Here is a 12,238-nt window from a genome sequence, read left to right on the forward strand (position 1 = left end):
TGGTGGATAATTTATCCTACACCTATGCTACCCATAGCAATAAGCTGTCCTACCTTTATGATGCACAGACTTTACCCAATTATCTGGCCAAAGACTACAAAAATCTGGGAACCAGTACCTACAATTACGATGCTAACGGAAACCTCTTGGGGAATAATGATCAATACAGCGTGGTCATTACCTACAATCACCTAAACCTTCCCAAGTCCATTGTCTTCTCAGGGACTGGGAGAAGCCTCACCTATTGGTACAATGCCGAAGGAGTGAAGGTCCGTCAGGTAAATGTAGAAGGGGCCACTACCACTACGTTGGATTATTTGGGGGAATTTGTGTTTGAAAAAATCAATTCGGGAGCCAATACACTGTCCTATATCATGCATGAGGAAGGACGCGCTGCCTTTGAGAACTCAGCCTTCCAATACGAATTCTTCGTCAAAGATCATTTGGGAAATGTACGTCAGGTAGTCCGTGCACCACAGTCCACGCTGAGAATGGCAACCATGGAGCCTGAAAAGGCCGAAGAGGAGGAGGAGCTGTTTGACAATATCAAGGAATCTCGCCAAGGCGCAAGTGAGCATAACAAGACCCCCGGAGGCTATGCGACAGCGTGGCTCAATGCGGATCGTGGAAGAATACTTGGTCCTTCCCGAAGTCAAGAGGTGCAGCAGGGAGACAGTGTGGAGATCGGAGTTTTTGGGAAATATATGGATCCTAAGAAAGTCAGATTAAGCCCGGCCAGTTTCGTTCGAACAGGATTGGACCAAAAGATAATCCGAACCTTAGGGGAGTATGGTCAGAATCTGGCAGCCTCTCCCAATGAAATAGCGATCGCCAATGTAATCGCCTTGGTAATCTCAGAAGTCCAGCAAAAGCCGGCTCCGGAAGCCTATATGGGCTATGCGCTTTATGATGCAGACAGTAATCTGTACGAACAAGGAAAGGTCATCTTATCCAAAAAAGCCCGAAACAAACACGAGGAACTGATTCAAAAGCTGGCGATCAAGAAGGATGGCTATATAGAGACCTACTTGGTCAATGAAACTTCTGAAAACGTTTGGTTTGACCAGTTCAGGATCATGAGTACAGGTCCGCTGATCGTACAGGAAACCCACTATGACCCGTGGGGAGTCGATCTTTCAGGTCTTGGTTACCAATATGGAGGAATCAAAATAAATCCGTATTTATACAATAGCAAAGAACTGACAAGCGGCTTAGGTGTGATCATGTATGATTACGGGGCGAGATTCTATATTCCGGCGATTGGAAGATGGTTTGTGCATGATCCGCTAGCTGAGAAAGCAAGAAGGCATAGTCCATACAACTATGCACTTAATAACCCGATGCGCTTTATCGATCCAGACGGGATGGAGGCCTATTCGGTACAGGGGACACCTGTTTTTACGGCTGAGAGGGAACCGGAAGACCCATTGATGAAAAGTGTGGTTAATGGCGAGGAGACAAATCCAACAGGTGATACTGATTGCGAAACGTGTTCATCATTGCCTGAATTTGTTGTTGAGGCACCCAAAGTAGACAAGGCAATTACTTTTGCCTTTGTAGGATCAAGGCCCGCTTTCTCCGTAAATCCTGTTTTTGCATGGGTTGGAATTTCAGCAGGAGCAACCTATGTTGCTTTTGACGCTGGAATTAATATCGAAGAAACGACTATATCTATTGCAAATTTTTTAGTTAGCTTAGGTGTACCAGAACATGTCTTGCATTCTAAAGGTGGGAGGAAGAATATTTGGCCAGACCAATACGGAACCCCACCTAAGGTTAGTGATGTTGATTGGAGTAAATCCGATTCTCAATTAGCTGATAAAATATCAAATGAGGTTGGAGATAGCAAGCGGGGTCCAACTTCGCCAAATAATCAATTAAAAAAATGGTTTAGAGATAAACGGCCTAAATAATTAATGTATGTTGGTATCAGACAAATATAGAAAGTACTTAATTTGTTTTAAATTAAGCGAGGGTGATTTTTTTTCAGTCTGGGGTTCTGATTTAACAGATAATGAGAATGATAAATTGGTTGTATCCGAAAACAGTCTAATTGTTTGTTCAAAGGAATTGAAAGCCTTGAAGAATTATCTATTGTTAAATGTAGATTCTTTCTTTGATTCCAATAATTTGAGAAAATGGCTATTAGAAAATGGGGTTGATGAATCCTGTGTTTCATATAATTTAAAGTGTATTGATTTATTGATTCAAAGAGAAAGTAATCTAGATGAAATTTATGATAAAAATAATCTAGTTAAAATAGTTGATTTTCTTAACATAGCTCTTGATTATTCAATTCAAACTAATAACCTTATTTTAACTAATTTATTGGAGAGGCCGGATTTGATGGTATTTAAAGATTATGTATATTCTAATTTTTTATGGAAGTCTGAATTAGGCGATATCACTCTATTTAATCAAGTAATATTTGATCATAAAAATTTTTATTCTAATTTAAGAGATGTGTTAAGTATATTAATGAATAGTATGTTTTTTATCTAGTTAAAATATCGAGGTTACCTATAAGGGATTATTGGAGTGTTAAGTTTTAAGTGTTCATTTAAATTTTCCATGTGATGTTTATATAGACTCCCCCTTTTGGGTGAAGGGGTGTCGTGAAGTCCTTGATGTGAATCAAAGACATATTGTATAAGAGATGGTAGTAGGTCTACCACAGTCGCCGAGTAAGCTGAGGTTGCAAATCACCTCCCGGTGCTGATTTAGAAGCGAAACGAAATTAAAAGGAAAGAGAAAGAGGAGCTTTGACAATATTCGGGAATCCAAACAGGGAGCTTCCGAGCATAATAAGACCTAGGAGGCTAGGCCACTGCCTGGCTGAATGCCGATCGCGGAAGAATACTCGGTCCTTCCCGAAGTCAGGAAGTGCAGCAGGGAGACAGTGTGGAAATCGGAGTTTTTGGGAAATATATGGATCCTAAGAAAGTCAGATTAAGCCCGGCCAGTTTCGTTCGTACAGGATTGGACCAAAAGATAATCCGAACCTTAGGGGAGTATGGTCAGAATCTGGCAGCTGCTCCAAATGAACTGGCTATTGCCAATGTGATTGCCTTAGTAATCTCAGAAGTCCAGCAAAAGCCGGCTCCGGAAGCCTATATGGGCTATGCGCTTTATGATGCAGACAGTAATCTGTACGAACAAGGAAAGGTCATCTTATCCAAAAAAGCCCGAAACAAACACGAGGAACTGATTCAAAAGCTGGCGATCAAGAAGGATGGCTATATAGAGACCTACTTGGTCAATGAAACTTCTGAAAACGTTTGGTTTGACCAGTTCAGGATCATGAGTACAGGTCCGCTGATCGTACAGGAGACGCACTACGATCCCTGGGGGGTAGATCTTTCAGGCTTAGGGTATCAATATGGAGGAATCAAGGTGAATCCTTATCTTTATAATGGCAAAGAGCTGACAAGCGGCTTGGGCGTAATCATGTATGATTACGGGGCGAGATTCTATATTCCTGCGATTGGGCGATGGTTTGTGCATGATCCTTTGGCTGAAAAGGCAAGAAGACAAAGTCCGTATAACTACGCACTCAACAATCCGATGCGTTTTATCGATCCAGATGGCATGGAGGCGTATTCGGTGATGGGAGAAGTAAAGCAGGGAGAACCAGAAGCAGAGGATTCAACAGAGAAGAGTGTGGTGAATGGTGAAGAAACCAATCCAGATTCAGAGGATGTTTGGGTTGAAATGGGTTATGGTAAAGTCCTTTCAAGCGAAGTAATGGGTGCTGATTATATAGGAAATTTTGAAACAGTTGGTGGAAATGGGAAATCAACTAATCAAAATTGTTGCGGAGATAATAACAAAGCCCCTAATGAAATTGAAAGAAAAAATGGGCGAGGATATGGTTATACAGGTACCTCTGAATCTAGAAATGGGCAAGTTTGGTATCAAATGTCAGATCAAAGAGGAAAGTTTTTTTGGGTAGATAAAAATTGGAATGGACGTAATGGTTCAAGTATGATAGATTATATGCCAGGAGGGAGAAAGTTTGGTGAAACAGATATGGGTAAGTCAAAACTCGGGATTTACATTCGAGAACACCTTATGAATCATTTAGATAATATTCTTTGGCTTTGGGGACCAAAAATGCCTCCTGGAACAATGCCTGGACAGCCTTATTTTGGGCCGGGATTGCCCTTAGAAAACCCAAGCTCAGGTAAAACTAAAATAAAGTTATGAAAGAAATTGTTGATTTCACATTTAAATTAACACCAGAAGGTATTCATCTTCTAAGAAATAGATATACTTATCGATTAATATTATATAGTGAAATAGAAAAGGCTTTTTTAAGGAAAGGCAGATCCGTTAAAAATTGGGTGATAGTATTATTTATTGGGGTTGTATTTTTAATTTTATTGATTTTTTCTATATACATTATTATAAATAGTGTACTGGTTTCGGAAAAGAGTGTGAGATTTTTTAATATATTAGGGCATGGCCTAATTGCAATTATGGTACTAGGAGGGATGTCAGCTTTTTCTTTTTATAATGGATTGAAAATTATACCAGTCATTGATATTTTGGTTAAAGGTAGAGTCCATAAATTAAGGATAGAAAAAAATAAAAAAGAAGTGTTAGGTATTATAGAATTTCTAGAGTCTCATGGGGTTTATGTGGCTAAATGATTAAAAAGAAAAATGGATAAAGTTGATGAACATAGGTCATAATTGATAAGCATGATTTAAACAAGATAAATTAAAAATGTAGTGTTTAGTAGTTTCAAATTCTTGAAAAAATACAAGCTGTATTTGAAGATGAAGAAACTCAAAATGCTTTGAGGTCCTTAGGGTGAGAACATAACTACAAGAGTGTTTGATGGGAGATGTTTTAGTCAAAATTAAATAGTATATAAAGAATACTTCTCTAAAAAAAAATCTTTGATTAATGTTTTGAATCATGAATTATTACAGCGTTAGTTTTTATCTCAGCCAAGATAAATATCCAGAAATAAGTTCAGTTTTGGGATTGGATTTTGAATGGGATAATCAGACAGGTAGATTTGAATTCAATTGTGATTTTAATGAATATTATTGGGCCTATTAACCTTTTACTTAATAAATTAATTTAAAATGTTTGGACTCAAAATAATTATAATTTTACCTTGATTATTGAAGATCAAGCAAGTTTATTATCGGAGTTAACAGCTTTGATGCAAATCTTAAAGAGTTCAGGAAACAATTCTAAATCTGATTTTATTTATAGATTGATTGAATAATTTTATCAAAATAATCTTGGTAGTTTTGAAAAACTAATAAATAGGGTGATTTGTGGGGGCTGGTGCGATTTGGGAAGCTTTCATTGAGGATGAAAATAAATCAAAGGAATTTTAAAAAGAGATGTTAAACCTTATCTACATAAAGGAGAAAATAAAAATTATCCGGAGTAAATAATATAAAATGGTATTTTATGAAAAAAATTGTTATTGTTATATTGATGTTATTTAATTGTTATTTTTCTTTTTGCCAAGAAAAAGATAAGGTCAATCTTTCAAAGATTTATCAAAAGCTTGATAGCATTGATAGGAAATCAATTAGGACACAAAACTTTTTGAATAAAGGGTTTCTTTTAGGCCAATTTAGAAAAGAAATGATAGGTTTTTTTGAAAATGATAAAGAATACAAGATTATTTTCACTGATGAATATGCATTCAAATCGAACTTTATTGGAATAAAGAATTCAGAAATGGGTAAACGTTCCTTGGTATCAGATCCTCAAATAATTCTTACCGAAATTAAAAAGAAAGAGGAAATTGTTCCTTTTGGCATAATTTATTCTGTTGGTGAATGGTTAGATGAGTATGAAATTGAAGAAAATATTCATGCAGTAAAGAGAGGTTATCAACCTTCAAAAATTTATGATACTATTCCAATAATAGATGCCAGTCCATTAATCAGTGATGTATATACCAAGAATGTTAATTTTTTTTTCGATTCAACTCTATTCGTTTCAAAAAAAAATGTTAAAATTTTGGCTGATTTCTACGATGGCAGGGGGTTTCAGGAAGTTGTTAAAAATCAAAAGATTGAGATTTATTATCCCGGACCTGGAGAAAAATCAATTACAGTAAAATTTGTAGAGAATAATTATGTGACTTTTGTCCATAGTAAAATAAATGTTAACGTGTTCGAGGGTAGTGAGCCTGACTATATTTTTGACATTCCTACAATAAGCTCTCTTTCATCTGTAGGTGGCAGAATAGAAAATTTATCGGGTGGAATTGGCCAACTTTTTAATGGATGCGACTTTATATTTGATAAACCTGTGATTATAGTAGAAGGTTTCGACGCAGGAAATCTTGTTGGAATTGAGGAACTTAGATCAAGGTACCTTTCACAAGTTGATGTGAAGTTTCGAAATAACGGTTATGATGTAATTTATTTGAATTTTTCAAATGGTGGTGCAGATATTAGAACAAATGCCCAAGTTCTAGAACGATTAATTCTTGATGTGAAACAGCGAAAATCAGGAAATAATAAAATTATAGTGATTGGAGAAAGTATGGGGGGATTAGTAGCTCGTTATAGTTTAAGTAGTATGGAATCAAGAAATATACAGCATGGTGTGAGTCACTTTATAAGTTTTGATTCTCCACATAAAGGGGCGAATGTGCCGGTTGGTTTTCAGAAAATGGCTGAGGATTTGGATGATATTGATCTATTAAATTTATTTAACATAGCACAAACTGAAATTAATGATGCCCTTTTCTTATTAAATAGCACTGCTGCAAAGCAAATGCTCCTTAGATACAAAGGACCTAGTCCACATGCTGAGTTCCTATCTCTCCAAAATGACTTAAATCAATTTGGATTTCCTTCACAGGCAGGAATTCGAAATATTGCAATAATAAATGGTAGTAGTTTAGGAACCCAACAAAGCCCGGTAAGTTCTTTTGTTCCAAATAGCTTAATGCTGGATATAAATTACGTTTCTCCTGTATCTGCATTTGTTAAGATAGCAACGAATAATTTGAATACAAATTCAACAGTTTCATCAATTCAGGCGTATTTTTCTGGTATTCCAACTACTTCAAAAGTTAGAACTTTCAATTTTGATGCTTTCAATTATGATATCGCCTCTGGCGGATATCAAACAAATCAAGGGATCGGAAATGCGGACATAGGATTTTGGAAAATCTTCAACATTCTAGAATTGTTTGAAGGATTTCAAACTATAAATACATACGGAAGAGATTTTTTCTCATTTGTCCCGCTATTTAGCTCTTTAGCCTCCGCAGCTCCAAGAACTCAACAGAGCCATTTGAACTATTCTGTTAGCCATCTACAGTCTAACGGATTGACCCCATTTCAAGCAATTTATAGTAATAATTCAAATTCCAAACATGTTATAGATTTGAATGATATTTCACTGCCCTGGACCAATTTACTATCAAATGAGTTTAATATTTCAAGTTTTTTCTGTGCATCTGGTACTTCTGCTCCACCCCCAGCCCCTAGATTTAATACAACCCAATGGTTTATGTGTCCAAATCAGTCTTTAAATTTTTGGATTACGGATGATTCTGCTGTTGGAAATCTTTACAATCATACATGGCAAGTTACTGGGCCTAATAATTTTCTTTACTCATCAACGTCGGATCAAATTTTTCTTAGCAGTTTAGCTCCTGGCGCGTACACAATCACGTTAATAAGAACGTATTCAGGTGGAGTGGTTTCTAACTTTTCGTCTTCGACTAGTAGGGTGCTAAATGTTTACCCTTCTGGTGATACAAACTGCGGGGGCGGCGGCGGGGGACCTATAGAGAGGATTATGTTTGATGATTCTTCACAAGAAAAAATATCAAAATCAATTCCTCCAGTCGAAATTATTACTAAAATCACATTCTGGCCAAATCCCGCCAGTAAAGATCTCAATATTTTATACAAAGTTAATAAGTCATCAAATGTACAAATTGACCTTATCCCTGCTTCCAGTTCGAATAGTGGAGTCATCCCACTTAGTTTCGGATATCGACCAGTAGGAGATTACAACGAGAAATTTGCTGTAGATCATATTCCTTCTGGTCTGTATATCATTCAGATTCAAACAGAAGAGCAGATTCTGCAAAAAAGATTGATTTTAAATTAAATACTAGATTTATGAAATCACGAATTATTACTTGCTTAATTTTATTTTCTTTATTTTCCTGTATAAAGAAGGATTCTTTAACAAGGTTCAAAATAAAGATAATAGATCAAAATATTCCTTCTCGGTATTCAAATGTGTTTATTGTGGTTACAGGATATAAGAATATAGGATTTCCAAATAGTAAGATAGAAAGTGTAGATACTATAAAAAACAATGTAAATGAATCATTTGAATTCTCATTAAATAACCCAGAAGTTGATCAATATTCTATTACTTTAATTGATAGTTCCGCACCTTCAAATCAGGCCATAATTAACATTGATAATCTTAATTGTCAGCCATATGAATGTTCACAACCGTTTTTTGTAGGGAAAAAGTATGAATTCGACATCATTATTTTACCTTGATCGCCACCGCTTGGGAATTAATATAAAGATTAGATCAATTTGTAGTTGTGTAATGTATTCTAAATAAATAGGTTAATAACTTGATATTTATAAAAGGTAGTATTTAAAGATGCCAATTTCAAATTGGTGGGCATGCTAGTGTGATTTTGTAAATACGCCTAGCCTAAAACTGTAATTTAAAAGTGATTTTTAGTGTACTATTGCTTCCGCTGATTTCGGGATTACTATATGTTCACGGCAGAATTCCCATTTGGTAACCGTCAGTCCCAGTAGTGGGGCTCTTTCATTTTATCTGAATGTTTCAACACTTGGTCTGTGCGGTATTCCAGCCAACGCCAGTAAATATGTTACAGTCTCCAGTGATGGCGGCGGAGGTCCTATTGCGAGAATTTCTACGGGAGCGGAGGCTGTATTTTATCCCAACCCTGTGATTTCCAATCAGGTCAGTTTTAGAATCCCAGAAACAGCCGACACTGACATTTTAAATGTGACAATTATGAGTAGTACTGACGATATTCCAGTAAAGTTTCTTGAATGCTGGAGATCATCAGAACCTATTGATGTTAGTTCGCTTATGTCAGGAGTTTATATCGTAATTTACGTTTTGGATGGAAAAATCCGTAACGCTAAACTTATAATTCAATGAGGAATTTCCTTTTAATTTTGGTAAGTGCTTTGTTTTCATTTTCATGCCATCCAAAAGAATCACCTGGTGAACCACCGATATGGAGTCATTTTATAAGACTTGAAACAGCAGAAGGGAAAGATTATTTCACCGTAAACGAAAACTATAGAATTTCAGATTTGAAATTATGTACAAGTCGAAGTGAACCATTTTGTACTCTAGTAACTTCAGATACACTTTATTATACCGAAAAAGATGCCTTCAAAGTAATTGGTGTAGGGAAAAAAGGTGATAGGTATCTGGATTTTGGAAATGGTGATATTGATACTTTAAGCTATCAATGGGGTCCGAATGTAGATCCTAGCAGTAACTTTGATAATCTTGATTATTTCGAAGTTTTTTATAATGGCAAGAAAGTGTTCCGTTATGATTTTGAAAATGATAACCCTTCTTGGCAGGACCTAATGGTAAGAAATGGAAATAAGTTTAAAGAAAATCTAATTATTATCCCAATTGTCAAAGAGGACTTTGAGGAGGGGCTGATTAGTTTTGTTGCGAAATGGCCAATTGATGTCAGTAGCATGACAAAATGGAAATAGTAGAAAGGGGATTATCCAATCGTACTCTTCGTACAGCTCGTACATATCGCAGGTACGAATTGTTCGAAGGTTGAAATTGGAAATCGATCAAAGAAATATTGAATGGCTAAATTGCTGAATAACAAAATACGGTTTAAGATCTTCGAATTGGAAATTATTTCGGGATTCGGATTTTGACTTCAAAAAAGAAAAAATCATTCAAATCTCGAACGCCTTAATTGGCTCTCAAATCGTGATTTTATTGATAAATTCAGGTTGTAGATTAAAATCAATTCAAATGAATTTGAAATTTTTGGCCCAAAATGAACCTGTCCCCCTATTTGTCCTCCTTTATTCATAAAAGTCTATATATCAATAAAATATAACAGTCCTGTTCCCGCTACTAAATAATTAGTTGATCGTTTTACGGTCAACTTTTTGTTTTTTATACCCTTTTTTGGAGTGTTTGTAAATTCGAATCAAATGGAATTGATTCGAATTGTCCCCGATTCTGTCCCCTTTTTCTTTTTTTAAGGTTTTAGAGCTTTGTGAAACCAAGAATTAAGCAGTTTGGGTGAGTTTTTATATGGTTTGCGTTTTTTTTATCTCATCTTAACTAAGAATCCCACCGCTTTTTCCAGGCAGTAAATTCGGACGGTCTGATTCGGTAGCGGACAAAATTTCCTTCATGTAATCCCAAGAGTTCTGTTTCTACTACTTCGGAGAGCCTGGATTGGTCTGGTTCTGGTAATTTTTTGACTTCGGATTTTATTGCTTCGGATGCTGCTTCTTTATCCATTGCATTGCTTACAATTTGGCTGACGATCCCGCGTATTTCTTCTCGGTATTTTAAGCGAAAAGGATCCGGCTCGCCAAGAGATTGACGAATGGCTGCATACCTTAGGGCTGACCGCTCATAGGCCCACAGAAACACATCCTTGAATAATTCGATGCGGTTTAATTCATAAATGCCTAGCATTCCTTTGATATAGCTTTCTTCCGGTAGGTCTATAAATGAAAGAGGAGCAAGGTTGTGTCGGTTCAAAGGAATATTGGCAGCCAATCTGGATACTCGCTTATTGACATCATCAAATGGTTGGAGATAGGGAAGCTGAACCAATACAAAAAAAGCCTGCTCAAACGGATTTTGGATTTGGCTTGCCTTTGCTAGTATTAGGTCAAAAGATTCTTCGATGAGTTGTGGAATTCCCAACGGAGTAAATACCGAATTAGTGATTCCCACGCCAAATGTTCTAAGCCTGCCGGATGCCGCCGGATTTGGCAACAGGTTGTTTGAAAGCAGGGCATGGAGATTAAGAAAAGTGTAGCGATTGAAGCCCACCTCATCAGACGATTCTACCAAAAACTCGATAGCCTCCTTGTGGTTGAGAATCATCTGGGTTTCCATGGGTGATTTGTTCGAGGGGGTTTTTCCGTTATGGATAAGCAGCTCTGTATCCAACAAGGAATAGGTGTTCCCTTCTAGTCTGCTTGAATTCCAAGAAAGGTCGATCAAGAGGCGATTTAATATTTCTCTTGCATAGGTCCCGGCTGGCTGTTCTCCATTCCTGGTATTTCCCCATTCAGCCAGTTTTTGTTTTTCTCGGTTGCTGAGAAAGCTGTCGATGTTGGGACGGTAATTTTCCAAGAAACTTCGTTCGTATCCGACAGGTTTCCTTTGTGCAACAGGACGTGAGACCAAGGCCCAAACTTCTTTGCCCTCTTGAGAAAGAGGAGGAGTCATTGACGAGTCGTCCTTCGTTGCAATCTTAGATTGAAGAGCAGCCGAACCAATGATAAAATACCGTGTAGCACGAGAGCCACCTTCGGAATAGATGAGCTGGTCTTCTTTGAGTATCTTTAATCTTCTCTGAAGGGTTCTTCTTTCTAGAGGGACAGAAAGAGCTTCATTCAGCTCCTCGATACTTGCACCATTTGGAAAGGACTTCAAAGCATGCAGAATACTATCAAGCTCATTTGGTATGTTCATGACACTAAATCATTTTTGCGACAATTATAGAGGATAATTGTCGCAAAATTTAAATGCGCGACAAATTAATGTCGCAAAAGTAAAAAGATGTCGTGGAATCAGAATAAAAAATGGTTTCTAAAGGAAGAATAGCAGTCGATTTAAAGATTTTGCCACATATACTTTAAAGGGCTTTATTAGCTGAAGAATCCCGGAAATGGAGAACCATTAAAAAATTAAGTATGTCTTGAATAACCAAATTATATTTATCAAGGAAGGGAAGATCAATACGGATCTCAATGCTTTTACAAGGATGATTTTTCAAATGGATTTTTCAAAAAACCACAAACATTAAACTGTTTCCCCAAGGACATAATGGCGATATGTACACCTACACCGAATTTTTTATTAGTTGAAGTGTCCTTTAAGGTTACATTATTTTTTCTTTCAAAAATCTCTAATTTTTTTCTATAAACTTTCTAATTCGATTTAGGATTTTAATTATAAAATGGGATTAAAATTTTACTCCTTATGATTTATTTTGCAC

General features: G+C 36.5%; 8 protein-coding genes. 7 read left to right on the forward strand and 1 reads right to left on the reverse strand.

What is annotated here, in order from left to right; translation table 11 throughout:
• The 7 genes from DDT91_RS19970 to DDT91_RS20000 all read left to right on the forward strand — a co-directional run.
• Positions 1-1,913: RHS repeat-associated core domain-containing protein (locus tag DDT91_RS19970; protein WP_187177971.1), on the forward strand; the 1,913-nt coding region annotated here is incomplete at its 5' end.
• Positions 1,914-1,920: 7 nt separating this feature from the next.
• A complete protein-coding gene (locus DDT91_RS19975) occupies positions 1,921-2,502 on the forward strand; it encodes a hypothetical protein (RefSeq protein WP_187177972.1) in 582 nt (193 codons plus the stop codon).
• Positions 2,503-2,883: 381 nt separating this feature from the next.
• On the forward strand, positions 2,884-4,206 hold the full coding sequence (locus tag DDT91_RS19980) for an RHS repeat-associated core domain-containing protein (protein WP_222718692.1): 1,323 nt from the start codon (positions 2,884-2,886) through the stop codon (positions 4,204-4,206).
• Positions 4,203-4,652, forward strand: coding sequence for a hypothetical protein (locus DDT91_RS19985; protein ID WP_187177973.1), 450 nt, complete (start codon positions 4,203-4,205; stop codon positions 4,650-4,652). Before DDT91_RS19980 ends, DDT91_RS19985 begins: the two co-directional genes overlap by 4 nt.
• A gap of 781 nt (positions 4,653-5,433) precedes the next feature.
• Positions 5,434-8,112, forward strand: coding sequence for a T9SS type A sorting domain-containing protein (locus DDT91_RS19990; RefSeq protein ID WP_187177974.1), 2,679 nt, complete (start codon positions 5,434-5,436; stop codon positions 8,110-8,112).
• A gap of 11 nt (positions 8,113-8,123) precedes the next feature.
• A complete protein-coding gene (locus DDT91_RS19995) occupies positions 8,124-8,519 on the forward strand; it encodes a hypothetical protein (RefSeq protein WP_187177975.1) in 396 nt (131 codons plus the stop codon).
• Positions 8,520-9,161: 642 nt separating this feature from the next.
• Positions 9,162-9,743, forward strand: a complete 582-nt coding sequence (locus tag DDT91_RS20000) for a hypothetical protein (protein ID WP_187177976.1) — start codon at positions 9,162-9,164, stop codon at positions 9,741-9,743.
• Between the two features lie 595 nt (positions 9,744-10,338).
• Here the strand turns inward: DDT91_RS20000 and DDT91_RS20005 are convergent.
• Complete coding sequence (locus DDT91_RS20005; RefSeq protein WP_187177977.1) at positions 10,339-11,712, reverse strand: Fic family protein; 1,374 nt, start codon at positions 11,710-11,712, stop codon at positions 10,339-10,341.
• Between the last annotated feature and the right edge of the window lie 526 nt (positions 11,713-12,238).

This window comes from Algoriphagus sp. AK58, assembly GCF_014324365.1.
Taxonomy (GTDB): Bacteria; Bacteroidota; Bacteroidia; order Cytophagales; family Cyclobacteriaceae; genus Algoriphagus.